We start from the raw sequence: 23356 nt of genomic DNA on the forward strand, positions 1-23356 counted from the left end.
CGTCGTCTTTTTTGCCCTGAAAATGCCCTAAATAAACAGGCAGAAACGAAAAAGCCCCGACTTTCACAGGGAAAGTCAGGGCTTTAGCGTGTTTCTAATATGGCGGTGAGGGAGGGATTCGAACCCTTTTACTCGTACCTGTATGCCGCTGCACGCCGCTAAACACTGACGCTAGATTTAACTGTGCGGCGCATAGCGGTATGCGTAGGCGTGCATTTGGTCCTAAAACGGTCCTAGGCTTACCCAATGATGATTGGCGCGTCGGCGCGGAACCCCATCATCTGCGAAACCAGCCCGGCGAGGCTTTTGGTGTCGCTCGGAATCCATCGGCCGTAATGCTTCTTCACCATTGTGGTGTCGGTATGGCCTAGTTGTCGAGCAACCCATTCGACGGGCACGTAACTCGACAGCGCCTGGCTGGCAAATGTGTGACGGCATTGGTTCGGCCCTCGGTGCCGGACACCGACCTTTTTCAGGTGATCGGCAAACCACCTGCCAACACTTGAGGCATGCCACGGCATATGGCTTTGCCCGTTGCGAAACACAAACGTCACGTTCTCGCGCTTGATGGTGATGTTGTCGCGCTGCACGACATCGATCGCTGTCGACGCCAACTGACTGGTGATTGGGTGCTGGCGGCGTAAGTATTCAATCGCAGGATCGATAAGCTCAACCCGCCTCGCGCGACTTTTCTCCTTCGGAACTTTGTATTCCGTGTTCACCCGGGCCCGACGAACCATAATCGTGCCCGCCTCCAAATCGACATCCTCCCAGGCCAATGCAATAAGCTCTGACACTGATAGCCCAGCCCAGCAGTCGAACAGAATCATGTTGATGTCCTGCTGCCGAGTAAGTTTGATTTCGCTCAGCTTCTCGATCTCGTCCCGGGTGAATGGGTCGGCACTATCCTCGTCTGAGTCGCGCTCGATATTCTTGATGCGATCCAGTGGGTTCGACTTGATCACGCCGTCGGAAAAAGCATCGCCCCAGACACCGCGCACCACGGTAAAAATATCGTTTACCGTTTTTGGTGCCAGGCCTTTTTTCAGTAGCTGCACCTGGAACAGTTCGAAGTCGCTTTTGTTGATCTCGGCGATGCGCTGCTTGCCGAACTTCTCGGTAACGTGGTTTGCCTTGTACTGATAATTCTTGCTGGTGCTGGACGCCTTCTTGGCTAGCTGAACTTCCATCCAGCGCGCAACCCCTTCTGCGACGGTGCGTTTTGAGTCGCCCCCGGATCGCCCAGATAGCGCAATCGCCTTGGATGATTCGGGGAAGTGGGCGATGTAATCAAATCGCCCCTCCTTGATCTCGGCCAGGATGGTCCGGCGCTTGTTGTCGGCATAAGCAATCGCCGCCTTGTTGATTTTTATAAGCCCGGTCAGCGGCTCCTTGCACCGTTGTCCGTTTAGGTAGAACGAGATTCGAAGCATGTTGCCCTGTATCTCGACACCTGACGGCAACTGGTCTTTCATGGCTTCCCTTCCATCCAGGTTTCGATTGCGTTGCGACTGTAAACGACACGATTGGCCGGATCTTTGCGCCACTGCTTGCCCTCCAGCCATAGACCGCCAGAGCGATACTTGCGCGCCGCCTCGGTGCTTATGCCAAAGATAGGCATAAGCAGTTCCTGACGGAACCATGCGCCAGGGTGCGTTTGATACTCGATTTTCTGTGCAGTCGCCATAGTGATGTCCTCGAAAGATTGATTGCTGCAGATCGGAAACGTACTGCTCCATGCCGCGCGTGGCGGCAGAAGGTGGGAATTGGATTAGCGTTTCGAGCGGCTAATGATGTCGCCTGACGTTGTCTTGACGCTGCCAGCCACGACCCCGCACTCAACGTCACCAGAAATCGTGCCGACGTCGCCCTGTACGTCTCCGCAACGTACGTCTCCGCTGACTGTCTTTACTTTCCCGGCGCTGCCGGTAACTTGAATATCGCCTGCAGTCGTTTCAACTGATTCGACGCTTCCATTCACGACGACGCTGATCGGGCCAGTCAGCGTTCCGCTCTGCGTTACCCCATCGATTACGACCTTATCTCCGCTGATGCTGATGTTGCGCCCGGTAAAAGTGCGCCCGTCGATAGTGACGCTTGAGCCGCCAGTGGTAATTTTCATGCGTGTAATTCCTCGCCCGCCATTCACCGGCAGGCTGGTTGAGTTGTAAAGTTTGGGTTTACAGCTGATTAAATTCGGCGGGTGCTGCTACGGGTAGCCCTTGCTGATGCGCTTGGCGATGCCTTGAAGCGATTCGGCCATGTACCACATGGCGTTGTTGTCGCGGCGCGACACAACAAGGGACCGTGTGACGTTACGACCCATCAGGATTGCGATAACCAGGCGGATCAGAGCGGCTTCGACCTTGCGCCGGATGAAGCCTTTGCGAGGGATCATCGCCGCATCCACGTGCAGATTAGCCAGGCCATGTAGGTGAGGGCGATCATGGGGTCACCCCTGAGGCTTCTGGAATATCCTCGAACTTGTAAGTCTTGATTACGCGCTCTTCGACGCCGGAGACCTTGATGAATTTGGCCTCTTCAACCCAGGGGTAGGCGCCTGGCTCGCCGTGCTTGCCGCCGCCGCTCATTTCACAAAAGGCGAGAGCGCGACCATCGGGCAGGATGAAGGCCTTCACATCGACCTCGTAGCTGCGCTCCCAACTGTAGTGGCACCAAGACGGAACTCCAGGGGCGTCCACTGCGCTGTAACGCACCTCGTTCACCGCGTCATCGTGCGAGCTCTCATCGTAAAGCTGATCTAGATCCTCGCCGGACATGGACGCCAAATCTTCAAGCGTAACGAGGCCATTTGGCGCATCGCGCAGGCTATCGTACTTGTAGCTGAAGGCATCGATTCCGTGATGCATCACCAGCAGCTTGGCCATCTGGCTTGCAGTGAGCGTGCCCAGTGAGTGGTGGATGTTTGCATCGAGCATAGGGGTTCCTTACCGCTGTAGCGGCTGACTTTGAATTGGGGGAGGGGTTACTTGATGTTGAGGCGGGTTACTTCGTCGATGCAGTGATTGAATCCATTATCAAATGCAACTCCTACATCGGAGTCATGCTTGTCGAGTGCTCTTCGCTCTGGCAGCACCACCGCAACCGGCGCGGGCTGCTCGGCTGGATGGCGGTAGAGCGGCCCAAGTTTGGCAATATCGTCGATAGCTTCGTTATAGGCATCCATATATTCCATGTTCGCCATACGCAAAGCAGACTTGTTCCAGTCCTTCGGATACTTCTTGGCCGGTAACGCCACCGGCTCGCCCTGCCCACCCTTAAGCTGCTCTATCTCATCCTTCGCAGCCTGGAATCCCGCCGCTGAATATACGGCCTCGCTTTCAAGTCTGGTTATGGTGGCTTGCAGTTCGGCGAGTTCGGGCGGCTCGCCTCTCGCAGCTACCGCAAACGGTTCATCCATCCACTTAGGTCGCTGCCGCTCAACGACAGGGGCGGCGCTCAATACTGGCGCAGGATCTACTCCCTCAGCCTCCCAGTCGATAGGGTTTAAGTGCCAGGCACACCGATTTCCGAGCATTCCCCAAACAGTTTCGTATTCTGGCCAGTCGGACTCGACTACCACGCATTCAACCGTCGGGATACCTTCGCCATGAATGCAGTCTTTCAAGAACCCAAGTTGGCCCTCTGTTAGCTGGCTGTACTTAATAACGGCGTAACGAACTTCACGCTTGAATTCAATTTTACTGCTCATTCGCTTGCTCCCGATTCGGTGGGCTTGGTCAGGTCATTAATCGACTTGATGACGTTCAGAATGTGCTGAGACTGAGTTTCCATAGTCTGGTCTGACTTGTTTTGCTGGCAGGTCGAATCGGAATCAGCTTGCTGCCAGTAAAATTGTCCAAGGGAGAAAGACCGGCGCAAAGCACTTTCCACCATTGCAACTATTTCAGCATTGCAGACCGCATTCCGCTGCTCGGCGATGGTCAGGCTTTCCTCAAGATCTTCAGCCTTCAGGTAAAGATTGCTAATCAGTAGCTGAACGTCGGCGACCGATTTCGCGTAAATCTCCTCGCCCATGCCATCAAAGCCGGGCAACACATCCATCAGAATGTTGGTGACGCTCAGTTCCCGCAGCGCGGCCTCGCGGGCCAGTGCGGCATTTAGAACAGAGGTTCTGTGGTCAGTATCCAAAACCATGTCGTCATCCTGATAAACAATGACTGCATATGCATCGCCAGTTTCTGTCGTGCTCGAACACTGATGGCATAGCGATCCCACTCCAGACTCGCAAGCCATACTTTCCGCTTTTTCTGCGGCATCTTCCGGAGAGGTAGCCTCCACCACGAACGACGCGCTCGCATCAATCAGAACGATGCATTCGTACTTTTCCATAACGCCTTCTGGCGATGTAACTGGCTCATCACTCATAAATATCTCCAAGGCAAAGTGGGGTAGGGGGGGGGTTAGGATTCGAGTTGCCGCTGAATCCTCATGCCGAGCCATCGAACGACGGGGACGGCTTTACTGTTGCCAATAGCCTTGTAACGAGGACCGTCCGGGCATTCGCTGGCGGGTTTGTTTCGCCAGGGGATTCGCGTGTAATTGTCGGGAAAGCCTTGGAGTCGCTCGCATTCGGTGGGCGTGAGTCGGCGAACCGAACTGGCCGCAGAAACAACATTGGGGCCCAGGGCGGAATCAGTGTTGTCGACCTGCTTGCCATAGTTGCTGGTAACGGTCTGGGCGACATCACGGCAGAACAGTGCATTTTCCTGCCCGCTATTCCTGCCCAAGGCAAAGGCGAGCGAACTGCTAACGCCAGGGTCTTGCGTGCCGTGTACGACGAGCAGTCCAGCTTCGGCGTCTTGATTGGTTGCGCTGCCTGCCGCTTTGCCGTTGGCGTTAAGCGTTCCAGCGATCAAATGCCCAGCTTGAGCCTGATTGTCGTCAGCGCCGCAAGTCCCGACACCGCAGGCAGTCAGCGCCGCTACCGGCTGTACAAAGAACGTTTCGCTATCGAAGTCGAGCCGAGCATCCTTTGCAGTCAGCGTGCCGGATCGCTCGATTGAACTGCCGTTACCAGAGCCGAACGCCGGTATACCGCCAAACATACTGACCGCCGGGCCGTCTTCGCCCTCGCAATTCATGCAGCCGTAAGCGCCAAGCTCTTCGCCAAAGACGTTTCCGCATCCGCACTGGAGCGCAGGGCCGAAAGGAGCTGTTCCGGTAACGTCCGACCCCTCGCCTCGGCGCGGCGCAGAATCCCGGCGCACGCCTTCTCGCTCAAAAAGTACCTCGACGGGATCGAATCCTCTTCGAGCACTTGCGACAACGAACACACGACGGCGTCGTTGGGCCAAGCCGAAATATTGGGCGTCCAAGATCCGCCATGCGATTGTTCTTTTGGGTCCATACACACAACCAGCGTCTGCCCATCTTTTCCCTGAAGGCTGCAGTTCGCAGCCTTCCCCAGCAAGCGCACCAAGAAAGCATCCGAAGGCGTTGCCTTTATCGGAAAGGACGCCGGGGACGTTTTCCCAAACGACAATGGTTTCATCATCGCCGCGGGCGATTCGAACATGGTCAACTGCATCTGCAAGCTCCACATATTTGATGGTTAGGGCGCCGCGAGGATCAAGCATCCCTTGGCGCATGCCGGCCACGCTGAATGCCTGGCATGGCGTCCCGCCGACCAGTACATCTGGCGCTTCGATCTTTCCAGTCAGCACCAGGGCGGCAAGCTTCGTCATATCTCCGTGGTTCGGAGTGCTCGGGTAATGATGCGCAAGAACCGCTGAAGGGAAGGGCTCAATCTCAGCGAACCAGACAGGTCTCATGCCTAGCGGATGCCAGGCAGCGGTTGCGGCTTCAATGCCGCTGCAAATGCTTCCGTAGGTGATCACGGGATTTCCTATAAGGGTCAGGCGGCCTGTTCGGATTTATTCGGCACCCAGTCGGCGAACCCGACCTTTGGTGCTTTCGTCTTCGGGTTGATGATTGGCTTACCCTGGGCGTCGGTCAGAACGCTCTTTGACCTGATCCGCATATCGCGGCACTGGATTGTTTTGCGAGCCAGCTCGATGAACTGCTCGGCGTACTGTGGCGCGTCAAAGAGTGGCGACAGCTGGCGAGCCGTACCCCCCCCCCCATTATTTGGTCGGCCTTTTTCTCGACCAGGGCCAGCCACTCAGCCAGAGGGATTTGCTCGACACTACCTGGTGCCTGAAGATTCTTGCGGGTGCCTTTTGTGCGTTTTTTTTGACTCGGCCAGGGCGACGGCGCGAGTCATGCCAAACACTGCGAATGTGCTCATATTGATTTCCAGTCAGGCGCCGCCCTCCAATGACTGGATGCGACAAAAATAGGGGGGGGGGTTATTGCGTCATGTGCTGCGGAAGGTCGTCAGGATTCTTGCGCAGCTCTTCGAGGCTTTCTTGCGTAAAAGCGTGTGACACCTTTTGCGTTATCTCGAAAGGTGTCGTTATGCACTTGAGCATCTCTGCTTGCTCGTCGAAGTCTGCGGCCAGCAAGTTGCGCATCAGGTTCTGGTAAATCTCCTGCTGATTATTGAAGCCATGTGCTTTCATCAGGCGCTTGATTTCAGCCTTGAATCCACCAGCTACTTCAACTTGAATTTTCTCCACCTCGTTGGCCGCATCCTCTGCCGCCTTCTTGGCTCGCTTTTTCTGCTGCTTCAGCGCCTCTGCTGATGGTGCTTCTACTGCCATTTCAACCTCCTACCCATTCCAGCGAGTGCGATACAGCACGATGTCGCGGGCCGTTGATATGCCGCAGCTGAATATTCGCGCCAGCCGGGCGTAGCTGAATTTCTCGGCTTCGTACCTCTTGCGCATTTCCTTGACCTGCTCACTGGTGAGCTTTGCTGCATGGTGAGAGATTCCGCACCGGTGGTGCGTGTGGTTTCTGGTTATCGACACGCGCTAACTCCTCTATCCCACTGGCCGGTATTGCCAGCCATGTCTGTCGTTTGCGTTGCCGGACCTTTGTGTTTAGGCGCTTCAACGCTGTTTCCCGATTTCCGAAAGTAACACTCGGTACTTCGCGGAGATCTGCTCAACTTGAGGCGTCGTCAGCTTTATGCCGAGCTCGCGCAGCTTATTGCGCACCTGAATGGGCGTCCGGCGAATCACGCCAAGGTCGGTCGATAGCGCTGCATGGTCCCGAATGAGGTCCGCGTAAGTCGCTTCTAGGCGTTCGAATTCTCGGCGCGCATCCTTTCGGCGGGTGATCGCGGTATTCCACATGCTCGGCCCTATCTGCTTGGTTTCGCCTTGGACGCATGGCTTTATCGATCCACCAGAAAGAAGGAAGGCCGCTTTCGCGACCTCCAGTTGTGATTGGCGCTGAGCGCCTTCTTGGATAAGTGGGTCCATGTCAGGCAGCTCGCGCAAAAGTCAGGCGCTTATGGATTTCACGAACGCGCTCAACGTCACCCGCGCAGTACTTGGCAACATCATCAATACGGCCGGATTTCACAAACTCCCAAACCTTGCTGCCGTCGATCTCATCATCGATCTCGCTACCCTTTGTTGCGATACCGAACACCTTACAGAGCTTGTCCAGGCTTACCGTGCCACGCGCCCCGGCCCAGGCCGTCATGGTGTCGAACACTTCCGAGCCCCATGGCTTGGCATCAAACGGGATGCAGGCTGGCGGGCGAATGCCCAGCATCACGGCGCGCTGGAAGATGAAGCGAAGGTCGAAGTTCAGGACGTTGTGCCCAATGAACACCGGCTTACCGGCTTGGCGAGTACCGCCCGCCAGTTCCCGTCCGCCAGCCTCATCGATTGCGCTGAACAGGCCAAAAAGGATTTCGCGCTCGCTGCTAGGCCAGTCTTTGCCGTAGAAGGTGATTGGGGCTTCGTCGCCGATAGCGATAGACGCAACGACGATATGCCCGAATGCGCCGTCGAAGCTGGTTTTCAGCCATGCCTCGTCGACCAGCGCCGGCTTTTCGTTCATCTCCCAGGCAGCAATCGTTTCCGGCTTCTTGTAGTTGCCCGGCGCGCTAATGCGCTCGGCAAGAATCTCCTTGATGCCTAGCGCTTGTCCGGGAATGGTTTCAATGTCCAGGTAGATGTTCATGCTTTGCTCCAAAAGAAAGGGCGCTCAATAGCGCCCATGGGGAGTAGTGGTCGGTTATCAATCGAACGGGATGTTGTCCCAGTCGGCCGGTGGCGCTGAGTCGTCATTTCCGCCCGTGTAGCTGCCGCCCGTGCTCGCTACCTGGCCCTTCGGCCGACGATCAACGACCGGCTTCTTCATGACTTGTTGAACCATTTTTTCCAGCTTTGCGGGCTGAGGATTACGGGTATCGAGGATTTCGGAGGCGGTCTTTTCTGACTCGGCGCTGAATGGAGCAAAGATGGTCGGGCGCTCAAGCCCGGTAGTGCTGTTTTTTTCGATCTCCATTTGAAGTAGAAGACCAATTGGTTTACCTACCAACTCAGGAAAGCTTGGGACGCTCAATTTGATGCGCTGACCTGCATCCTTGTCCCACTTCTCGATCTCCATCGGACGCGGTGCGGCAACTGTACGAAGCTGCATGCATGCCATGATGGCGTTCAGCGTTGCGTGCCCGCCATCGTTCTTGGTTCCATGCTGGTATGACAGATTCAGATAGAACTGCGCCTCAGCGCCCTCGCGAGTCTTGTAGGTGAAGCCGATACCGGTAGATCCTGTTTCGGACTTCTCCATGTACTCGGCCCGAGTGAAGGCGCCGATGTACTTGCCGGCCTCGTCGATGAATGCAGATTTGTTGTCGGCTGAGCGTGCGGCGTTTGCGTCGAGATTGAACATTGAGCAGGTTCCTTATGCGGCGATAGGGGTTTGAATTTCGTAGTAGGCGCAGATCACTGAATCAACTGCGGCCAGGTCGTTATCGATCATGTCGTCGAACATTCCCATCGGGGCCTTGGTCGTGTCAGATCCGTTATTGCGTGTTGCGAAGTAGTTCTTCCCATCCTGAACTACGGCGCGCAGCACGATGGTTACCATGCCTTCCAGCGTGATTTTGTCGTCAAGCATCTTTCCGACGGTCTTCATCTTGATTTGCCCGGTCTCGCTTTCCTCGGTATGACTGAGGATGTAGACCCGAACATCGTCCGGCAGCTTTAGAAGGGCATCGAACACATCCCAGGTGTGCCGGCCGATGTCGTTGAACTTGTCGTAGCCCTTTTCCTGGCTTCGGCGCATGAACTCGTTGGCAAGTACGTACTGGTAATCGTCGATCACGATTACCTTGCGCTTAGTGTTCTGTGATGCGTGGATGATCCTGGCGTGGTCATCGGTAACCAGCGGCTTCCAGGTATTGGAGCCAGGGAAGGGGAGCGGCTTCTTAATGACCTGAATCAGCGCCACCTCTGCCGGTTTAAAGTTGCGCAGCGACGTTGATTTGCCGCTGCCTGACTTGCCGAGAATCAATGAAAGTGTCGACATGGCTACCTCGTTACTGCGGTTGGTTATCCCATTGCCGCTCAATCCGGGCGGCCTCGGCTTCGTACTCTTTGCGCTGATCGCCATCGAACTGTTCGGGCGAGAATGCGCCGACCTTCATCCAGTCAAGCTGGGCGGCCAGTTGCGGCGATGCGTTCATGGATGCCTCAATAAGCGATGGTGACGCCGGGGATAACGCGGGTGGCGATCAGGATTACGGCTTGCTTTGCTGCACCCTCGGTCATGCCGCCAGCAACAAATGCGTCTAGAGCTGCGCGATTGATCTTTGCCTTGTGCGCCTTATCTGCCTCGCGAGCATCCTGCTGGCGAATGATTTCGTCAGCGGCGGCGTTTTGCTGCTTGATTAGATCGAGCCGCGCTTGCTCGACTGCCTGAGCCTGGCGCTGAATGGCTGCCAGTCGATCTTGCTCGGCGCGCTCAGTGGTTTCTGCATGACGGCGCTCATCGTCAGCTTTCTGCTGGGCTGCACGCTGCTCGGCGGCCAACTGATCAGCCTTGGCCTGCGCTGCCTGACGCTCAGCCTGTTCGGCTTGCAGCTTCAGTTGCAGGGCCTGATTGGCAGCGACCGCTTCAGCATCGCGAGCCTTCTGATCAGCATCACGCTGAGCTTGTGCGGCCTGATCTATCAGCGCCTGCTCACGCTTGGCGGCAGCGTCACGTTCGGCCTGTGCTACCTCAGTGGCCTCACGCCGGGCCTTCTCTACAGCGGCGCGGGCAATCTCTGCATCGCGCTCTTGCTGGTCCCGAATAGCCTGCTCGGAGTTGAACTTGGCGATTGCAGCCAGTTCCGCTTCGTGCTTGGTTCGCGCTGCTAGTGCCAGCCGGAGCTTCGTGACGACCGCATCCTTTGTACGCGCTGCATCTGCCTCGAATTCTTCCCACAACTTACTGATCACGACCGCCTCTGCCGCTTCAAGCAGAAGGGTCAGCGCCTCTGCGGAGCGATCATCTAGATTGGCAGATAGCACGCTGATGGTATCGATAGCATCGTTGTGGTCATCGATACGCTTGTCTTCGGCAGCCTGCCAATCATCCAGCGGCTTGCGGACCTCATCTCTGAGCGCATCCATTTCAGCGCCGAACACTCTAAGTTCCGCCTCGATTGGTGTTGTCATCTCTTTGAGGCGCTTGAGGTAGGCTCGACCAGCTTTGTCGACTGCTGTTTTGGATCGGGCAACCTCGGCAGCCAAATGCGCGATGCGCTTACGACCTTTAAGGGTAGAAAGTTCAGGCGCCTCATCTACGATGGACTGGCGCGCTATTTCTACATAACGATGCAAGCTGTTGTGGCCGTAAATCGCGGGCGCGTTATCTGCGCTGATGTCATCGATGGTGATGACTTGCTGTGTCGCGGACATAAGGGCTCCATGCCGCGATGAGCGCAGCCTTGAAATTTAGTTATTGGGTGATCAGAGTTCGGCTTAGTCAGGCGGAAATGGCTAGTACTGCAGAGTAATACGGCGGCGCGTTGGGCCGTATGCCATTTCCCAGCGCTGTGTCCGACGCTGATGCTCAGTTGCATCTATCCCCGGATATACCTCTTCGCCGCATCGCGGGCAGTTGGCCTGATTGTCGCAAATGGCCGTCTCGCAGCAACGGGTGAATATTGTGCTATTGGTCGGCGAGCAGAGAAATACGCTTTTCATCCCGCCACCTCGCAAGACCAGCGCCCATTCTCTCGGCTAGGCTGCTTGATCCACTTCACATCGGCCAAATACAAGAAGCCCCGATTTCTCAGGGCTTCGGCGATTCCTTCAAATGTTCCAGCAATGATGCTCATCCGTACCTCCGCATTTTTTCCAGCAAGGCCATCGTGTTGCGGGACTGGATAAACATCAGGCACTGGCCGTAGCGCTTATGCTCCAGGCAGTCGATGGCGCCGAGGGCGTAGGCCATCTCTACCGCCATGGACGTTTCTGAGTGCAGGCTGATGTCATCGCCGCTCGCAATCAACTTGTCGATCCGCGAGTCGATCATGCCCACTGCTGTGTCGTGCCGGCTCATGGTTGAGCTCCTATTGGTGGGCAGATCGTTTCCATCTGCGCTATCGCTGATTTGATTCGGGCAGATCGGCCTTCCAGCGCCTGCTCTGCATTTCGTTTGCATAAGGCAGCCCACTCGGCATCGCCACTCTCGTCCATATCGCTGCCGCCAGAGCTAGGCGAGTACCGCCACCATTCAACCCAGCCTGTATGCATTGCATGGTTCATGACTGCCTCCTGAGGCGGTTATTCTGTGGGTGTTAGTCAGTGCAGGAGCGGCGCTGGCCGCAGGAGTGACGACCCTTGCAGGCGGCCGGCGAATAGCAAAAAGAAGGGCAGACGCCAAACTTCGGATCGACGTACTTGTTGATGCGGGGATTTGCCGGGTAAGGGATGACATCGCAGGTGAGTGTTGGAGTACCGCGATCAGCTTCGCCAATTACCTTCGCCTCTTCTTCGGACGGAGCCTCGACACATCCAGCGGGCTTGCCTTGAAACGTGAGCCAGAACGTTTGCATAACTCTCTCCATTCACTGATTACCAAATCCATTCGTCCAGCCCTCAGCCGCTCGCTGTCTGCCGTTGGGCGCAAGGGGAGGACTGGCGTAATGGATTCGAAAAAAAAAGGGGGGGGGGTGCAAGCGCCGGAGCTGCCCGGATGCATCTGGACTGACCACTGTTCAGTTGAGTAGTGGTCCCGGATTCGCTTGCGGTGGTGCGGGGCGATGCAGATGTCCGGTGCTGATCTCCGGGTTGAGAGTCATGCCGCGGTCAGCGTCTTTCGACTACCGCAATATCAGTTATTACGAGCCGGTACCGCGAGGGCATAAAATAGTACTTAGCCGGTCAGCGCTCACTCTCGGAACTGTTAGTTTTTAAACCTGCCCGTCAGCCCAGGCCTTCATCTGCATCGGAGGTAGTCTTCAGTGCTGTGGCCAGGCCCGCCTTTCGGTCCAAGGCGCTGCACGGGCTAATTACCCTGTGCTCTTCCTTTGTTCCCGAACCCCGCCGCATGTGTCGGCCAATCGGCCCGCGGGGCATTACCTTACAGCTCGACGCCCTTAGACCCTTTCGGGACTGAAGACCACCTCCGATACAGCCTGCCGAAACAGGTGATCGGCACTCTTGCCCATAGGGCGGTTATGCGGTGGCTTTGAGGATGGCGGCGCGAGCATCGAACATCGCGTAGTAAAGGCGATGATAAATTGCGCAGCTTGGGTCTTCGTGATCATCACCGCCACGCTCTTCAATGCCGTCGATACAGCCGCTATAGTTGCTGGCTATCTGCTCACAGTCTTGAGCAACAGCTGCAAGCTTTGTCATTCCTTTCAGCAGTTCGTCACGCTCAGACGTAAGCGCCTTGATTTTGTCCTTTGCCGCAAGGTGAGCCATGTACAGCGCGCCCTGTTCCTTGCGGGTCATGCTCATCGAAACAGTTACTTCACTCATATCCCTTACCCCTCTATTCGTGAATGGCTGCCGGGTGAGCGGCGATGATGGTTAGTCGTAAAGGTCGTAGCTGAATTCATCTTCGTAGCAGTCGACAACGATTTTTGCTTTGCCGAAATACAAGGCTGCAATCATCTTTTCCCACTTGCTACGCATGGTGAAATTCTTGCCGATGTTTTCACCGTCGAGCTTGGCGGCATAAACCCGGCCGACTTGCCGACCCTTCTCATCCTTGTCTGCGCCGCGCTTGTCGAAAGTGATGTGGATGGCGTTTTCCAGGCTGAACTCGCTGCGTTCGCTGCTGCATCCATAGCCGGAACTTGATTCTTCCTTTGGTGTTTTATCGAAGTAGATATGCAGTCCGCCATATTCAGACTCTTGCAGGCGGATATCTGGGCACCGCCACTGATTTTCCACGGCATCCTCTTTATGCTCATCAACAAAGCTTTGGAGTAGGTCGCTGAGCTGGATTACTGCGGGCATCTGCTCGCCTTCCAGCACCTCGGCAATCGCCTCGCTGGCACGGCGCACCATATCGGCCTCGACACCGCTGTTTTCCCACTTGTCACGCAAGGCGCTGGCGATCAGCGCGTTGTATTTGGTCAGCTCAAACACTTCGCTGATGTTTGCGGGCAGCGCGGCTTTCACAGCCTCTTTCACTGCCTCGCCCAGCCCGTTGTATTTTCCGAAAGCGTCCTTGATCACCTCAGTGAACATCTTGTCGACGTGCTCGTCGATGATTGCGGCCGGACGATCGCTATCTGAGAACAGCGAAACGCGCTCAATCAGAAGCGCCTGTAAAGTCTGCTGGGTCATGTCGTACTCCTTGTAGGTATCCGTTAATTTCCAATACAGCCAGTTGCCTAGCTGCATGAGAAATGTTCGGTCTTACCGCTTCCAACACCGAACCTCATGGAAGCTCGTACTCATTGTCAGCAGCAGTGTTTTAAAGCCGGATTCGATCATTTCAGCCTGATACTGAGCGGCTTGATTGAGGGTATTGAAGGTTGTGGTCATGGTCTTACTCCAGTGATTTCCCGAAAGCGCCCGATACAGGCGCTGACGTGGAGATGTTTGGTGTTAGTTGTGTGCGGCGGGGTCTTTGATGTGCCTGTCGAACAATTTCTTGTGTCGTCGAGCGAAGCGAGTTAGTCGAGCAATCAGATATAGGCAGATTGCACAGAGCGTGACGGGGTAGATAAAGACCAGAAACGTTATCAGGACAGGCGCAAACACTAGCGCTAGAAGCGGGAAGAAGAAGGCGCGCTCACCGTCCGATCTCTGATCGCCTTTCTTATAGCGAAAAATCCAGTCGCCCGACTTCCAGCCCATTTTTGTCATTCCGCGCAAGATCAGCGGGTTGTCTTTCGGCGCCTCGCTGTCATCAATCCAAGCCCAAATCCCAGCCCACAACCCGCTGCACAAATAAGCAGCGAACCAGAGCACACCAAGACCGAAGCCAAGAACACCAGAAACCCCAAATATTTGAGCCCACTCAATTTGCATACCTCGCACCTCTACGTTCGTTCGATTTTCCGGATACCCCTGTCTCCAAGGGCATCGAGGAAATCTGTAGGTCTTACTCAGCCAACCTTGCGTGCCGAATTACCGGTCACGGAAGCAGGCTGTGTTGCGTGCTGATCCCCGATCACCATCTGCACGAAAAGAGCTCTGCGCGTCGGGGGCTACGTCTTCATGTTGTTAAAGAGCGGTCGGTCCTTATGAGGGCCTATCGCTGCTTCGGTGGTTTGTCGCTGCGATGGGTGAACAATACCAATGGCATTAATATCAGTCAATACCGTTGGCAATATTATTTTTGAGTAGGCGTAAAAAAGCCCGCTCAGTGGCGGGCTCATGGATCAGATTAGGCGGAGAGGGGCGAATCGCAGGCAATAAAAAGCCCGGTGGTTGGCCGGGCTCTTCAATCTCTGGAAATCAACTTGCGCTGAATAGCTTTGTGAGGCCAAACGTGATCGCGCAGGCTAGACCAGTCATTGCAATCGCAGTTGCGATGCACCACTTGAGCATACTCAGCTCTGTGTTCGCTAGATCAGCCTTGGTCGCGCTGTGCTTATCTATAGACTCAACCTTGATTAAAATCAGATTTAGCTTCTCTCTGATATCCGGGAGAGATTTCTCGAGTGCCGCTACGCGCGCTTCCATATCACCACCTCCGCCATTGCCTCCATTATGGTTGCCTTCGGAAGATTTGTCAGCGACACCCTTAGATGGAAAGTGAAACAAGTTATCGCTCATTTTTCACCTTCGTCTTTTTTGTAAACGTATTTCCATACAAATGATGCGCCTATGAATCGACTTGATCCGCAGTTTCCACAAATCATCTGGAAAAACCAATCTGCCGTCCTAGGGTCTCGAGCGCTCGGCATCATCAGAATTTCGGGGCGATCATTGTACTGAGGAATATCCCACATATCCGCCCCGCATGCTGTGCACGGCAAATTACATTTCTTGGCAACGATGTAGTTCGTGAAATCCTCAGGCGTGATTTTTTCCACCTGAGCTGATCGCTCGACGTCGATGCCAATTTCGTTATCTGCCACTGAATTGCTCTCCCGGTTTAAAAATTACAAATCCCCGTCGCGCCAGATCGGCTACCAGAGCACTGATGACCAGAAGACACGACCAAGCACATAGATCTCCTTCTCCACCATGGCTTGCGTATCGTATTCCTCATCCTGATGCTCATCACGGTTGTAGCTGCGCATCCGGATACCGCCACCAGGTAGCCGATAAAGCATCTTCACTCGAAGCTGGCCGCCGTGATCGATGGCGTACATTTTCCCGTCGGTGATCGAGGTAGTACCCTGGTCAATACCGACAGTGCAGCCATTAGGTAAAACTGGCTCCATGCTGTTGCCGCTAACGGTAACGCACACTGCATCGGAAGGCTGCACGCCTTGACGCCGCATCGTGATCTTACCCAGGCGAAGCTTTTGCCTGTGCGACTGCTGGACTGCGGTCTTTCCGCCGCCCGCCGACAGCTCTACTTCCTTGAGAAACGGCACATATACCTCATCATCATCGAGCGGGGTCTCATCATCCCATACGTCAATGGGGCCGAGGAGTACCGCATTCGTCAAATCCCTTCTGGTTGACGAGGAGCTGCACGCCATCAACTCAATCTCTTCAGCGAGGCGCTCGCTAAACGCCGAAACCTCGACACCCAGAATTCGAGCGAACGCAGCCGCCACCTGAGCATTCAGTGGATTTACGCCATTCAAGTAATGGCTGACGGAGCTCTGATTCATATCAAGGGCGTGCGCAAGCTTTTCCTGAGTCAGACCCAGTTCCTGCTTTCGCGAATTAAAGAGCGCCTTCAGTCGAAGGCATTCCTCTTTTTTGTCGGGCATTAAAGGTTTTTTACTCATACCTAAATGTTATTCCTTCCGGTAATAATGCAACAAATGCCATAGGTATTTACTTTTAAAAATGCCATAGGTAATATTCAGGCATGAGAAACCACGGAGGCACCTATGAGCCGGATACACATCAAGCAATTCGCTATCGATAAGGGGCAAGCCGAGGCGTCCCGACTGCTCGGAATGACCCAGGGCGGACTCAGCAAAGCGATTCGCGTAGGCCGCGACATCTACGTAACTAAACAACCTGACGGCAGTTATACCGCCGAAGAAGTGCGGCCCTTTCCCACGCAAGCGATCGACAAAAGATCCGCAGCCTAAATAACTCCACCAAAGCAAGGAGCAACCCATGTTCGAGTGTGAATCCCATAAGCGTAGCGAGGTCAGCAAGGTGCGATATCGCCCGGATGAGATGTGTCAGCTACGCCGTGAAGCGGCCTTGGCCGGCATGCAACTGGCCACCTACATCAGAAAGCTTTCGATGCTTGGCCGAGAACTTGGCGCTGCCGACGTTATTCGCCAAATGAACGGCTTCGAAGATTCAGTACAGGAACAGGAACAGCATAAATCGGCCTGAAGGCCCTTTGGAGGGTCAAGTGTCCGAAAACTACTTCGACTGCCTGGTAGTTGGGGCTCAAGACGAGGTTAGACAGCTCGCTGTAGACCTTGGATGGAGTCTTGATCAGGCAGCACGTCAGTACCTGCAAACGGCCAGCTCAATGGCAGCCATACGCAGCGTTGAACGAATGAGCCAGAAGGCCCCTGTACTGGCAATGGTGCGAGGGATGTCCCCTAAAAAGGGCCTCGATAGTGGCTGAACCCGAATTTTTGACAATAAAAAGCCGGGGTAGTGACCCGGCCTTTTGAATACAACTTGATGAGGTCGATTATATGCAAACCCAGACACATAGCAATACCCCTAACCAATCCGCGACACGTTTTCTGCAAACGCAAAACGTGTCGCGGGCTGTTTCTATGAGCAGTCGAGAGATCGCCGAGCTTGCCGGAAAGGACCATAAGAACGTCATTCGTGACATTCGTGACATGCTGGCCGAGCTTGAAAAAGATGGCTCAGTTTTGAGCCATCAGTTTAGCGAGTCGCAAGACCGTCGCGGCTACACGACAAAATTCGATCTTGACCGGGATCTTACCGAAACGCTGATCACCGGCTACAGCATCACCCTTCGTCATAGAGTGATCGTGAGGCTGCGCGAGCTTGAATCTGCCGTTGCTGAGATCGCGGAATCCAAAGCATCCCGCAGTCGTGCCAGACTTGAAGCTCCATTCCTGTCCAATGCCATCAAGATTCAGCGCATCGCCGTCGGCAAGGAGCTTGCCCCTCACATCTTCAGCAATGAATTCGACCTAATCAATCGTACCGTTCTCGGGATGTCCTCAAAGCAGTACCGGGCGGCTCACGGCCTAGCCGCCAACGAACCTATACGTGACAGCCTGACACCCTGCCAAATCTTCGCTATCGAGCACATGCAGCGCCTCAACTCATCGCTAATCGACATCGGCCTTCCCTTTGATCAGCGCAAAGGGAAGCTGTGCCAAGTGTTCGTTCTCCAGCATCAGCGCGCACTGATTAGCGAGACGATGAGGATTGAAGCATGAGCACTCTAGAGATCGTCGGCCTGCGCGCCATTGAATACACGAAAGCCATCAGCGCCCTGCGTTCTGCAAAGAATGACCTGCTGATCCGGATGTCCTTGTTCGACAAGACCTTCAATGGTCATGCGCGAGTAACTCGCGAAAGCCCTATGTACGAGCAACTGGAAGTCTTCTGCTTTGACCAATTCAAGGCAAAGGACGCCGCCCGAAATAGCGCAAACAACGCGAAGAGGCGGCTGGTGAATGCGGCCCTTAAGTATCAACAGGAGGCCGCATGATGGCCAGATCCAGAAACATCAAGCCGGGGTTCTTCTCGAACGAGCACCTGGCCGAACTCGACTTTGCAACGCGCCTTCTTTTCATTGGCATGTGGACCGAGGCTGACCGTGAAGGCCGGATGGAAGATCGTCCTCGTCGGTTAAAAATGGCGCTGTTCCCGGCTGACAGTGTGGATATGGATTTCATGCTCGATGAGCTTGCGGCCCTCGGCTTCATCGCCCGCTATGAAGTTGACGGCTTGCGTGCAATCCAGATTGTTAACTGGGCCAAGCACCAGAACCCACACCTTAAGGAGACCAAGAGCACTATCCCTGAAATGCCCGTAGTAGAGCCTTGCCCGGTAAAGGTTGGTGCTAGCACCATACAAGCACCAGACAAGAACAGTTCTATCCCGGCTGATTCCCTCTTCCTTGATTCCCTCTCTCTTGATTCCGGATTCCTGATTCCCTCTTCCGGGATTCAAGATCAAGAACTCTTGCCGATCGCTGAAGCTCAGGCGGCGCCATCGAACATCCAGGTCCTGAAGCCAAAGCCTCAGCGGACCAAGACTGATGCGCAGCTCGCCAATGCCGAGACGTGGGCCCATTACTCGAACGCCTACTTCGACCGCTACGGCGCCGAGCCTGTACGCAATGCCAAGGTCAATGGGCAGGTTGCTCAACTGGTCGCTCGCCTTGGTGCCAGCGAGGCTCCACACGTTGCTGCGTTCTACGTCTCGATCAACGACTCGTTCTTCATCCGCGCATCGCATGAGTTCGGCTTACTGGTCGCTCGCGCCGAAGGCATCCGTACTCAGTGGGTTACCGGGCGCCAAGTCAACTCAGTGACCGCCCGTCAGATGGAAAACACCCAGGCCAACATGAGTGCGGCGGAAGAAGCCAAGGCGATGATTTTGAACGGGGGTACGCAGAATGCTTTCCTCCGCCGATAAGCTGGGCCTCGTCGATGCCTTGTGCGCTACAGCTGAATCTATGGGCTCGACACTGAGCGCCACGGCTGCCGCGATGATGGCTAGTGACCTTGAGCAATTCAGCGTCAACGACCTAATCGATGCCTTGCAGTCCTGCCGACGTGAAGTGTCTGGACGCCTCACGCTGGCAGCGATCATTCAGCGCGCCGCCGCAGCCGATGGCCGTCCCGGAAAGGACGAAGCATGGGCCATCGCCATGACGACCAACGATGAATACGAGACGGTGGTGCTCACAGACGAGATACAGCTCGCTCTAGCAGCCGCTAAGCCGGTTTTAGACGCTGGCGACAAGATCGGTGCGCGTATGTCGTTCATTAGCGCCTACGAGCGTCTGGTGAGCCAGGCGCGTGAAGACCACAAGGACGTCAACTGGCATGTTTCGGTTGGATTTGACGCCAATCGTCGCGTCGAAGCCATCACCAAAGCCGTGCAGATGCAGCGCATCCCACAAGAGCGCGGGCAAATCTATCTGGCCGACCTGAGAGTTTCGCCAGTTACCGAAAACGGCCGCGCACTTGCCGGGCTGATCACTGGTGACGTAACCCGCCCAAGCGCTGACGTTCGCGGAAAACTCCAGGCCGTGAAGGACAGCATGGCGCAGATGCGAGCCGCCACCGCCGAGCGAAAAATCGAACTCAAGATCGAAGCCGCCAATGATTTGGCCGACCGTCGCGCACTGATGATTCGTCAGGCCGAAGAGTTACAAGCGAAAAGGAATGCGTCATGACCCCCGCCCAAAAATCCAAAGTCTCCGAACTCCAGCTCCAAGGCTTCTCAATCACTGCCAAGCACAAGGACTTCATACAGGTTGAGAAGGGTGCAGATAGGCGCCTGGTGCGGACTGATGGGAGTCAGAAGCGGGCGAGTGGGAAGGGGGTATCGAAATGAGCGACGAAATCGACTTCGCCCAAACCCGCATCGAAACCGAACTGGCATCAAAGCTCGCTGCTCGGGTGATTTATACCGGCCAGAGCGCCCATGAGTGCGAGTGCGGCGATGAGATCCCCGAGGCGCGGCGTGTAGCTGTACCGGGTGTTCAGACGTGCGTAGCGTGTGCTGAAAGAGCTGCGCTGGCAAAGCAGGGAGTGCGGAGAGCATGAGTGATTATTCGGAATTGAAGGCGCTGGCAGGAGCGGAAGCCTTGAGCGAATCGCCGCGGCGCCGCGTAAGCAAGGCTGAGTACGATCAGGCGTTTCAGGACTTCCTGGAAGAGGCAACGCCTGCTGCGGTGCTGGCCCTGATCGCCGAGAACGAACGGCTCAAACGCGAAGAAAGTAACGATGCAACCGCTTACAAGGCAGCGATTGATCGGCAGGAAGAGCTGCGAATAGAGCGCGACCAGTTCAAGGCCGACCTAAAGATCGCTAACAACGCATGCTTCCTGAGCATCGCCGAGAACAAAAAGCTCAAATTCGAGCGCGATCAGTTCGCAGCCGAAATCGACGAAGACAAGCTGCACTTTCAGGCTATGGGTAAGGCGCTTGAGTGGGCGGTGACCGAGCGGAACAAGCTCAAGGCTGAACTATTCGAAGAATCAATGATGTCAGAGTGCATGCGTCAGTTCCGAGCTGACATGATCGAATCTGGTGTTGTTGGCGAGTCCTGCCCGCCGATGATGATGACTGAGGGTGTGAGCGGATATATCGGCAAGCTCAAGGCTGAGTGCGAAGGGTTGCGGAATGCGCTGACTGCTTCGCGCGACTTCGTCATGCATGAGGCAGAGGTTCGCGGCTTCCTCGATGAGCATGACAAGGTTTCGCGCCGGCACCCCAAGCGCAAGGAGCTGATCGATTCCATCGACGCCGCCATGGGCAAGGGAGAGCGGTCATGAGTCGTCGACTGCACCCGTACAGCATCGGGGTTGGATTCGCGCAACTGATCCAGCTTACCGGGCAGGTCCAGGATAGCGATCCTTTTGCGCGCCGCCCTAGATCCAAGGGCGAGAAGGCCAGAAACCGGAAAAATCGGGGCGGCCGATCATGAGCGAGAAAATATCCGTCAACTGCCAAGCCAAACTCACTGAGGCGATTACCAGCCTGACCGCCATGTACCGCGACAAGAAGTTCGTCGTCGTCTCTCTGCGCCCCGGCAAGGACCGCACGCTCGATCAAAACGCGCTGTGGTTCGCTTTCTACAAGCGCATCTCCCAAATGACGCAGATCGGTGACGCCAGCGAATCCCGCAAGTACTGCAAGCTTCACTACGGCGTTCAGATCCTGATCAACGAGGACGAGGATTACCGGGCGGCATGGCACCGGACCACCAAGCACCTAACTTACGAGGAAAAGCTCGACCTGATGGGTGATTGCAAGCTGCTAGGGCCGGACGGCTTTCCGGTCACCAGTCTGTTCAATCGAGCCCAGGGCATCGCTTACACGGATCGCATCGTTGCTGACTTCGTGGGCAAGGGCGTGTTTTTCGGGGATTTGCTTGGGGAGCAGGCGGCATGACTATTTTCGCAGAGGCCCTCATTCGGGTCGCAATCAGCCTCGTAATTTTGTCTGAGTGCGCTTATCAGATGCCGGTTACTCCGGCTGAGTTTCAGATGGGGGTGGGGTTGTGAGTGCAGATCAGGATCTCATCGCTGCGGTGATCATCGGCTACATGGCCGGATTCGTCATAACCATCCTCTCGGTGAGCGAAGTCACGGCTCTGGGCCGTAGAGCATTTTTCTGGCCTGCGTTCTGGGTGTATCTCATCGCTGAGTGCGTGGTTTCTGTCTGGCAGGAGTATCGACGATGAGCGGATATCTCATAAAAAACACGGCCGGGGCGGTTGATCGCTTTCACGTTTACCGTCCAGGCGAGACTGCTCCAGCGTTCATGCTGCCGACGGTTTCCGAGGCGCTGGACATCGTAGAGCTGGATCGTGCCCAGCCAGTGCCGCTGAATCGCTGCGTGGGATGCGTAGAGGGGGAATGCCCATGCTTGCCTCAGTGAGGGTGCGGAAGGCCAAGAAGTGCGCTCACTGCTCGGTAGAGTTCATGCCGTTCAGGACTACGCAGAAGGTTTGCAGCCCAGCCTGCGCCCTCGCATCCGCACCAGTGAATCAGGTCAAGGCCCGCAAGGCTCTGGCTGACGTAGAGCGCAAGGAAATCAAGGTTCGCAAGGAGAAGCTGAAGAGCAGGGCGGATCACCTCAAGGATACTCAGGTCGCATTCAACGCCTGGGTTCGTGCGCGCGATGCGCTGCTCCCGTGTGTCAGCTGTGGTCGCCACCACCAGGGCAAATATGACGCCGGGCACTACCGCACAGTCGGGAGTAATCCCGCGTTGCGCTTCGATCCGCTGAATTGCCATCGCCAGTGCTCGCCGTGCAATACCAGACTGTCTGGGAATCTCGTCAACTACCGAGTCGAGCTGGTGCGGCGGATCGGCACTGATCAGGTTGAATGGCTGGAAGGCCCGCACGAGCCGAAGAAGTACGCTGTTGAAGAGTTGAAAGCGATGACGGCCGATTACCGGGCAAGAGTTCGAGGCCTGAAAAACGCGGCAAATTAATAACCCTTGGAGTGTCCGCCATGCCCGAGCAAATGACATTTGAGTTGCCGAGCCAGCTAGTCCGGCCACGTCTTCGCATCGTACCTCGGGAGCGGGCCGATTTAGGGCCTCAGCCAGAACAGCTATGGATTGATTTCACGGTACCTGTTTTGGCTATGGTCATTCGGATACCGCGTCATCCGATACGCAGCACGATTTGCGCCGGCGCCACGCTGATCACCAGGGACGGGATAACGCTCCCGGCTGCGGAATGGGCCGCCCGGCTTGGGCTGAAATGGCAGACGGTGAAAATGCGCAGGCTGCGCGGGGATAACTGGTCAGATGCGCTGGCCCCAGAGTTGAGGCGCAGCACCTTTATGTCAGGCTGGAAGCTGCACGGTTAACGCCAGACGTGTAGCACCTTATCGCCATGGCCTTCGGCGGCGGCCCGGCGCTTCAGTTCCTGCACCAGCACCAGCATCCGCTCGATGCCCTCGGCGGTCAGTGCGCCACCCACAATAGCTGTCTCGGCCTTGCCCGACAGCGAGATCACCAGCAGCGCGTCCGGCGCATCCTTCCCCATGGCGTCATCAGCCAGCGCCATCACCTCCGTGATTGCCATGTACTCGGAATCGCGCGTCGATCCCAGTTCTTTACTCGTTTTGTTGGTCATCGGAATTGCCCCATTGGATTGAGCCATCAGTGCATGTGACTGGGCCGTCGTGCGCAAGACTTGTGGTGGCCATTGAGTCACATAGGCTCGGCTCAA

The 23356-nt window shown here is 55.7% G+C and carries 38 protein-coding genes; 13 read left to right on the plus strand and 25 right to left on the minus strand.

Annotated features, from left to right (window positions below; genetic code table 11):
• Positions 1-239: 239 nt before the first annotated feature.
• The 24 genes from AC1ME2_RS23710 to AC1ME2_RS23825 all read right to left on the minus strand — a co-directional run bounded on the left by AC1ME2_RS23710 (position 240) and on the right by AC1ME2_RS23825 (position 16255).
• Positions 240-1475: an Arm DNA-binding domain-containing protein gene (locus AC1ME2_RS23710; RefSeq protein WP_480437295.1), complete on the minus strand. Its 1236-nt coding sequence runs from the start codon at positions 1473-1475 to the stop codon at positions 240-242.
• Positions 1472-1687, minus strand: coding sequence for a DNA-binding protein (locus tag AC1ME2_RS23715; protein WP_480437299.1), 216 nt, complete (start codon positions 1685-1687; stop codon positions 1472-1474). Before AC1ME2_RS23715 ends, AC1ME2_RS23710 begins: the two co-directional genes overlap by 4 nt.
• Positions 1688-1771: 84 nt before the next feature.
• Positions 1772-2122 carry a hypothetical protein gene (locus AC1ME2_RS23720; protein ID WP_480437302.1) on the minus strand — a complete coding sequence of 117 codons (351 nt, stop codon included), beginning with the start codon at positions 2120-2122 and terminating at the stop codon, positions 1772-1774.
• An 87-nt stretch (positions 2123-2209) separates the two neighbouring features.
• Positions 2210-2398 carry a hypothetical protein gene (locus AC1ME2_RS23725; RefSeq protein ID WP_480437304.1) on the minus strand — a complete coding sequence of 63 codons (189 nt, stop codon included), beginning with the start codon at positions 2396-2398 and terminating at the stop codon, positions 2210-2212.
• Between the two features lie 46 nt (positions 2399-2444).
• Positions 2445-2939 carry a hypothetical protein gene (locus AC1ME2_RS23730; RefSeq protein WP_480437306.1) on the minus strand — a complete coding sequence of 165 codons (495 nt, stop codon included), beginning with the start codon at positions 2937-2939 and terminating at the stop codon, positions 2445-2447.
• 47 nt (positions 2940-2986) lie between these two features.
• Positions 2987-3712, minus strand: coding sequence for a hypothetical protein (locus AC1ME2_RS23735; RefSeq protein WP_480437308.1), 726 nt, complete (start codon positions 3710-3712; stop codon positions 2987-2989).
• Entirely contained in the window at positions 3709-4389 is a 681-nt protein-coding gene (locus tag AC1ME2_RS23740; RefSeq protein ID WP_480437310.1) for a hypothetical protein, read from the minus strand. The genes AC1ME2_RS23735 and AC1ME2_RS23740 overlap by 4 nt, the downstream gene beginning before the upstream one ends.
• Before the next feature lie 35 nt (positions 4390-4424).
• Complete coding sequence (locus AC1ME2_RS23745) at positions 4425-5861, minus strand: DNA cytosine methyltransferase (RefSeq protein WP_480437312.1); 1437 nt, start codon at positions 5859-5861, stop codon at positions 4425-4427.
• A 471-nt stretch (positions 5862-6332) separates the two neighbouring features.
• A complete protein-coding gene (locus AC1ME2_RS23750; RefSeq protein WP_480437315.1) occupies positions 6333-6686 on the minus strand; it encodes a hypothetical protein in 354 nt (117 codons plus the stop codon).
• 291 nt (positions 6687-6977) lie between these two features.
• Positions 6978-7352 (minus strand): hypothetical protein, encoded by a 375-nt coding sequence (locus AC1ME2_RS23755; RefSeq protein WP_480437317.1) that lies wholly within the window; start codon positions 7350-7352, stop codon positions 6978-6980.
• 1 nt (position 7353) lies between these two features.
• Positions 7354-8064, minus strand: a complete 711-nt coding sequence (locus AC1ME2_RS23760) for a 3'-5' exonuclease family protein (RefSeq protein WP_480437320.1) — start codon at positions 8062-8064, stop codon at positions 7354-7356.
• 57 nt (positions 8065-8121) lie between these two features.
• Positions 8122-8778, minus strand: coding sequence for a hypothetical protein (locus AC1ME2_RS23765; RefSeq protein ID WP_480437323.1), 657 nt, complete (start codon positions 8776-8778; stop codon positions 8122-8124).
• A 12-nt stretch (positions 8779-8790) separates the two neighbouring features.
• The gene (locus tag AC1ME2_RS23770; protein ID WP_480437326.1) at positions 8791-9417 is read right to left on the minus strand and encodes a DEAD/DEAH box helicase family protein; all 627 of its coding nucleotides are present in this window, start codon (positions 9415-9417) and stop codon (positions 8791-8793) included.
• A 10-nt stretch (positions 9418-9427) separates the two neighbouring features.
• On the minus strand, positions 9428-9574 hold the full coding sequence (locus AC1ME2_RS23775; protein WP_480437328.1) for a hypothetical protein: 147 nt from the start codon (positions 9572-9574) through the stop codon (positions 9428-9430).
• Between the two features lie 7 nt (positions 9575-9581).
• The gene (locus AC1ME2_RS23780; RefSeq protein ID WP_480437330.1) at positions 9582-10793 is read right to left on the minus strand and encodes a hypothetical protein; all 1212 of its coding nucleotides are present in this window, start codon (positions 10791-10793) and stop codon (positions 9582-9584) included.
• 418 nt (positions 10794-11211) lie between these two features.
• The gene (locus AC1ME2_RS23785) at positions 11212-11439 is read right to left on the minus strand and encodes a hypothetical protein (protein ID WP_447107342.1); all 228 of its coding nucleotides are present in this window, start codon (positions 11437-11439) and stop codon (positions 11212-11214) included.
• Positions 11440-11677: 238 nt separating this feature from the next.
• Positions 11678-11935, minus strand: a complete 258-nt coding sequence (locus tag AC1ME2_RS23790) for a hypothetical protein (protein ID WP_480437333.1) — start codon at positions 11933-11935, stop codon at positions 11678-11680.
• 622 nt (positions 11936-12557) lie between these two features.
• Positions 12558-12866, minus strand: a complete 309-nt coding sequence (locus tag AC1ME2_RS23795) for a hypothetical protein (protein WP_480437335.1) — start codon at positions 12864-12866, stop codon at positions 12558-12560.
• A gap of 51 nt (positions 12867-12917) precedes the next feature.
• Positions 12918-13682, minus strand: a complete 765-nt coding sequence (locus AC1ME2_RS23800) for a hypothetical protein (protein ID WP_480437337.1) — start codon at positions 13680-13682, stop codon at positions 12918-12920.
• A gap of 72 nt (positions 13683-13754) precedes the next feature.
• Entirely contained in the window at positions 13755-13883 is a 129-nt protein-coding gene (locus AC1ME2_RS23805; RefSeq protein ID WP_480437340.1) for a hypothetical protein, read from the minus strand.
• Between the two features lie 63 nt (positions 13884-13946).
• Positions 13947-14372: a hypothetical protein gene (locus AC1ME2_RS23810; protein ID WP_480437342.1), complete on the minus strand. Its 426-nt coding sequence runs from the start codon at positions 14370-14372 to the stop codon at positions 13947-13949.
• Positions 14373-14801: 429 nt separating this feature from the next.
• Complete coding sequence (locus tag AC1ME2_RS23815; RefSeq protein ID WP_480437343.1) at positions 14802-15122, minus strand: hypothetical protein; 321 nt, start codon at positions 15120-15122, stop codon at positions 14802-14804.
• Positions 15119-15427 carry a hypothetical protein gene (locus AC1ME2_RS23820; RefSeq protein ID WP_480437346.1) on the minus strand — a complete coding sequence of 103 codons (309 nt, stop codon included), beginning with the start codon at positions 15425-15427 and terminating at the stop codon, positions 15119-15121. Before AC1ME2_RS23820 ends, AC1ME2_RS23815 begins: the two co-directional genes overlap by 4 nt.
• A gap of 51 nt (positions 15428-15478) precedes the next feature.
• Positions 15479-16255 carry a LexA family transcriptional regulator gene (locus AC1ME2_RS23825; RefSeq protein WP_480437347.1) on the minus strand — a complete coding sequence of 259 codons (777 nt, stop codon included), beginning with the start codon at positions 16253-16255 and terminating at the stop codon, positions 15479-15481.
• Positions 16256-16360: 105 nt separating this feature from the next.
• Here AC1ME2_RS23825 and AC1ME2_RS23830 point away from each other — a divergent pair, with 105 nt between their 5' ends.
• From AC1ME2_RS23830 to AC1ME2_RS23890, 13 genes are all read left to right on the plus strand, one after another.
• Positions 16361-16567, plus strand: coding sequence for a Cro/CI family transcriptional regulator (locus AC1ME2_RS23830; RefSeq protein ID WP_480437348.1), 207 nt, complete (start codon positions 16361-16363; stop codon positions 16565-16567).
• 28 nt (positions 16568-16595) lie between these two features.
• Positions 16596-16823 (plus strand): plasmid mobilization protein, encoded by a 228-nt coding sequence (locus AC1ME2_RS23835; RefSeq protein WP_480437350.1) that lies wholly within the window; start codon positions 16596-16598, stop codon positions 16821-16823.
• Positions 16824-17137: 314 nt separating this feature from the next.
• The gene (locus AC1ME2_RS23840) at positions 17138-17863 is read left to right on the plus strand and encodes a Rha family transcriptional regulator (RefSeq protein WP_480437352.1); all 726 of its coding nucleotides are present in this window, start codon (positions 17138-17140) and stop codon (positions 17861-17863) included.
• Positions 17860-18138, plus strand: a complete 279-nt coding sequence (locus AC1ME2_RS23845) for a hypothetical protein (RefSeq protein ID WP_480437354.1) — start codon at positions 17860-17862, stop codon at positions 18136-18138. Before AC1ME2_RS23840 ends, AC1ME2_RS23845 begins: the two co-directional genes overlap by 4 nt.
• The gene (locus tag AC1ME2_RS23850) at positions 18135-19070 is read left to right on the plus strand and encodes a hypothetical protein (protein WP_480437356.1); all 936 of its coding nucleotides are present in this window, start codon (positions 18135-18137) and stop codon (positions 19068-19070) included. Before AC1ME2_RS23845 ends, AC1ME2_RS23850 begins: the two co-directional genes overlap by 4 nt.
• Positions 19051-19836, plus strand: a complete 786-nt coding sequence (locus AC1ME2_RS23855) for a hypothetical protein (protein ID WP_480437358.1) — start codon at positions 19051-19053, stop codon at positions 19834-19836. The genes AC1ME2_RS23850 and AC1ME2_RS23855 overlap by 20 nt, the downstream gene beginning before the upstream one ends.
• 157 nt (positions 19837-19993) lie before the next feature.
• Complete coding sequence (locus tag AC1ME2_RS23860) at positions 19994-20209, plus strand: TraR/DksA C4-type zinc finger protein (RefSeq protein WP_480437360.1); 216 nt, start codon at positions 19994-19996, stop codon at positions 20207-20209.
• Entirely contained in the window at positions 20206-20940 is a 735-nt protein-coding gene (locus tag AC1ME2_RS23865) for a hypothetical protein (protein WP_480437361.1), read from the plus strand. The genes AC1ME2_RS23860 and AC1ME2_RS23865 overlap by 4 nt, the downstream gene beginning before the upstream one ends.
• 148 nt (positions 20941-21088) lie before the next feature.
• Complete coding sequence (locus AC1ME2_RS23870) at positions 21089-21559, plus strand: hypothetical protein (protein WP_480437363.1); 471 nt, start codon at positions 21089-21091, stop codon at positions 21557-21559.
• Positions 21560-21668: 109 nt separating this feature from the next.
• Positions 21669-21851, plus strand: coding sequence for a hypothetical protein (locus AC1ME2_RS23875; RefSeq protein WP_480437367.1), 183 nt, complete (start codon positions 21669-21671; stop codon positions 21849-21851).
• Positions 21848-22048, plus strand: coding sequence for a hypothetical protein (locus tag AC1ME2_RS23880; protein WP_480437369.1), 201 nt, complete (start codon positions 21848-21850; stop codon positions 22046-22048). Before AC1ME2_RS23875 ends, AC1ME2_RS23880 begins: the two co-directional genes overlap by 4 nt.
• Positions 22033-22608, plus strand: a complete 576-nt coding sequence (locus AC1ME2_RS23885) for a recombination protein NinG (protein WP_480437371.1) — start codon at positions 22033-22035, stop codon at positions 22606-22608. The genes AC1ME2_RS23880 and AC1ME2_RS23885 overlap by 16 nt, the downstream gene beginning before the upstream one ends.
• 20 nt (positions 22609-22628) lie before the next feature.
• Entirely contained in the window at positions 22629-22991 is a 363-nt protein-coding gene (locus AC1ME2_RS23890) for a hypothetical protein (RefSeq protein WP_480437373.1), read from the plus strand.
• Here AC1ME2_RS23890 and AC1ME2_RS23895 read toward each other — a convergent pair.
• A complete protein-coding gene (locus AC1ME2_RS23895) occupies positions 22988-23260 on the minus strand; it encodes a hypothetical protein (RefSeq protein ID WP_480437376.1) in 273 nt (90 codons plus the stop codon). The two genes, AC1ME2_RS23890 and AC1ME2_RS23895, sit on opposite strands and share 4 nt — an antisense overlap.
• Positions 23261-23356 lie beyond the last annotated feature (96 nt).

This window comes from Pseudomonas sp. ASL9 (assembly GCF_056680335.1).

Bases quoted from the DNA above. Each gene is read 5' to 3' on its own strand.
- AC1ME2_RS23710 (WP_480437295.1), bottom strand. From the start codon at position 1,475: ATGAAAGACCAGTTGCCGTCAGGTGTCGAGATACAGGGCAACATGCTT.
- AC1ME2_RS23715 (WP_480437299.1), bottom strand. From the start codon at position 1,687: ATGGCGACTGCACAGAAAATCGAGTATCAAACGCACCCTGGCGCATGG.
- AC1ME2_RS23720 (WP_480437302.1), bottom strand. From the start codon at position 2,122: ATGAAAATTACCACTGGCGGCTCAAGCGTCACTATCGACGGGCGCACT.
- AC1ME2_RS23725 (WP_480437304.1), bottom strand. From the start codon at position 2,398: ATGATCCCTCGCAAAGGCTTCATCCGGCGCAAGGTCGAAGCCGCTCTG.
- AC1ME2_RS23730 (WP_480437306.1), bottom strand. From the start codon at position 2,939: ATGCTCGATGCAAACATCCACCACTCACTGGGCACGCTCACTGCAAGC.
- AC1ME2_RS23735 (WP_480437308.1), bottom strand. From the start codon at position 3,712: ATGAGCAGTAAAATTGAATTCAAGCGTGAAGTTCGTTACGCCGTTATT.
- AC1ME2_RS23740 (WP_480437310.1), bottom strand. From the start codon at position 4,389: ATGAGTGATGAGCCAGTTACATCGCCAGAAGGCGTTATGGAAAAGTAC.
- AC1ME2_RS23750 (WP_480437315.1), bottom strand. From the start codon at position 6,686: ATGGCAGTAGAAGCACCATCAGCAGAGGCGCTGAAGCAGCAGAAAAAG.
- AC1ME2_RS23755 (WP_480437317.1), bottom strand. From the start codon at position 7,352: ATGGACCCACTTATCCAAGAAGGCGCTCAGCGCCAATCACAACTGGAG.
- AC1ME2_RS23760 (WP_480437320.1), bottom strand. From the start codon at position 8,064: ATGAACATCTACCTGGACATTGAAACCATTCCCGGACAAGCGCTAGGC.
- AC1ME2_RS23765 (WP_480437323.1), bottom strand. From the start codon at position 8,778: ATGTTCAATCTCGACGCAAACGCCGCACGCTCAGCCGACAACAAATCT.
- AC1ME2_RS23770 (WP_480437326.1), bottom strand. From the start codon at position 9,417: ATGTCGACACTTTCATTGATTCTCGGCAAGTCAGGCAGCGGCAAATCA.
- AC1ME2_RS23775 (WP_480437328.1), bottom strand. From the start codon at position 9,574: ATGAACGCATCGCCGCAACTGGCCGCCCAGCTTGACTGGATGAAGGTC.
- AC1ME2_RS23780 (WP_480437330.1), bottom strand. From the start codon at position 10,793: ATGTCCGCGACACAGCAAGTCATCACCATCGATGACATCAGCGCAGAT.
- AC1ME2_RS23785 (WP_447107342.1), bottom strand. From the start codon at position 11,439: ATGAGCCGGCACGACACAGCAGTGGGCATGATCGACTCGCGGATCGAC.
- AC1ME2_RS23790 (WP_480437333.1), bottom strand. From the start codon at position 11,935: ATGCAAACGTTCTGGCTCACGTTTCAAGGCAAGCCCGCTGGATGTGTC.
- AC1ME2_RS23795 (WP_480437335.1), bottom strand. From the start codon at position 12,866: ATGAGTGAAGTAACTGTTTCGATGAGCATGACCCGCAAGGAACAGGGC.
- AC1ME2_RS23800 (WP_480437337.1), bottom strand. From the start codon at position 13,682: ATGACCCAGCAGACTTTACAGGCGCTTCTGATTGAGCGCGTTTCGCTG.
- AC1ME2_RS23805 (WP_480437340.1), bottom strand. From the start codon at position 13,883: ATGACCACAACCTTCAATACCCTCAATCAAGCCGCTCAGTATCAGGCT.
- AC1ME2_RS23810 (WP_480437342.1), bottom strand. From the start codon at position 14,372: ATGCAAATTGAGTGGGCTCAAATATTTGGGGTTTCTGGTGTTCTTGGC.
- AC1ME2_RS23815 (WP_480437343.1), bottom strand. From the start codon at position 15,122: ATGAGCGATAACTTGTTTCACTTTCCATCTAAGGGTGTCGCTGACAAA.
- AC1ME2_RS23825 (WP_480437347.1), bottom strand. From the start codon at position 16,255: ATGAGTAAAAAACCTTTAATGCCCGACAAAAAAGAGGAATGCCTTCGA.
- AC1ME2_RS23830 (WP_480437348.1), top strand. From the start codon at position 16,361: ATGAGCCGGATACACATCAAGCAATTCGCTATCGATAAGGGGCAAGCC.
- AC1ME2_RS23835 (WP_480437350.1), top strand. From the start codon at position 16,596: ATGTTCGAGTGTGAATCCCATAAGCGTAGCGAGGTCAGCAAGGTGCGA.
- AC1ME2_RS23840 (WP_480437352.1), top strand. From the start codon at position 17,138: ATGCAAACCCAGACACATAGCAATACCCCTAACCAATCCGCGACACGT.
- AC1ME2_RS23845 (WP_480437354.1), top strand. From the start codon at position 17,860: ATGAGCACTCTAGAGATCGTCGGCCTGCGCGCCATTGAATACACGAAA.
- AC1ME2_RS23850 (WP_480437356.1), top strand. From the start codon at position 18,135: ATGATGGCCAGATCCAGAAACATCAAGCCGGGGTTCTTCTCGAACGAG.
- AC1ME2_RS23855 (WP_480437358.1), top strand. From the start codon at position 19,051: ATGCTTTCCTCCGCCGATAAGCTGGGCCTCGTCGATGCCTTGTGCGCT.
- AC1ME2_RS23860 (WP_480437360.1), top strand. From the start codon at position 19,994: ATGAGCGACGAAATCGACTTCGCCCAAACCCGCATCGAAACCGAACTG.
- AC1ME2_RS23865 (WP_480437361.1), top strand. From the start codon at position 20,206: ATGAGTGATTATTCGGAATTGAAGGCGCTGGCAGGAGCGGAAGCCTTG.
- AC1ME2_RS23870 (WP_480437363.1), top strand. From the start codon at position 21,089: ATGAGCGAGAAAATATCCGTCAACTGCCAAGCCAAACTCACTGAGGCG.
- AC1ME2_RS23880 (WP_480437369.1), top strand. From the start codon at position 21,848: ATGAGCGGATATCTCATAAAAAACACGGCCGGGGCGGTTGATCGCTTT.
- AC1ME2_RS23885 (WP_480437371.1), top strand. From the start codon at position 22,033: ATGCTTGCCTCAGTGAGGGTGCGGAAGGCCAAGAAGTGCGCTCACTGC.
- AC1ME2_RS23890 (WP_480437373.1), top strand. From the start codon at position 22,629: ATGCCCGAGCAAATGACATTTGAGTTGCCGAGCCAGCTAGTCCGGCCA.
- AC1ME2_RS23895 (WP_480437376.1), bottom strand. From the start codon at position 23,260: ATGACCAACAAAACGAGTAAAGAACTGGGATCGACGCGCGATTCCGAG.